Origin of the sequence: Psychrobacter proteolyticus (assembly GCF_038155145.1) — a bacterium.
GTDB classification, from domain to species: domain Bacteria; phylum Pseudomonadota; class Gammaproteobacteria; order Pseudomonadales; family Moraxellaceae; genus Psychrobacter; species Psychrobacter proteolyticus_B.
The window spans coordinates 1-254 of sequence record NZ_JBAKAY010000040.1; the positions used below are offsets into that span (position 1 = coordinate 1).

Annotated in this window: 1 pseudogene; it reads left to right on the top strand. The window is 46.5% G+C overall.

Features of this window, described 5'->3' with window-relative positions:
• A pseudogene (locus tag V6252_RS12930) lies at positions 1–254 on the top strand (succinyldiaminopimelate transaminase); the annotation flags it as partial.

Sequence of the window (254 nt, forward strand, 5' to 3'; positions counted from 1 at the left end):
TCACAAACGCGCGCTAAATCAAGAAAAGTTTCCTTTATGGATGTCTGAGCTAGGGGAATTGCTAGAGTTACGTATGCCTCATGAAGGGTTTTACTTCTGGCTCAAAGTGCCTGAGCAATTCGGCGGTGATGATGAAATATTTGTCAAAGCGCGGTATGAACAAGCCAATATCCATGCATTGGCAGGACGCTATTTGTCACGGGAAGTGGATGGTCACAATCCTGGACAAGGTTATGTGCGTATCGCTCTGGTCG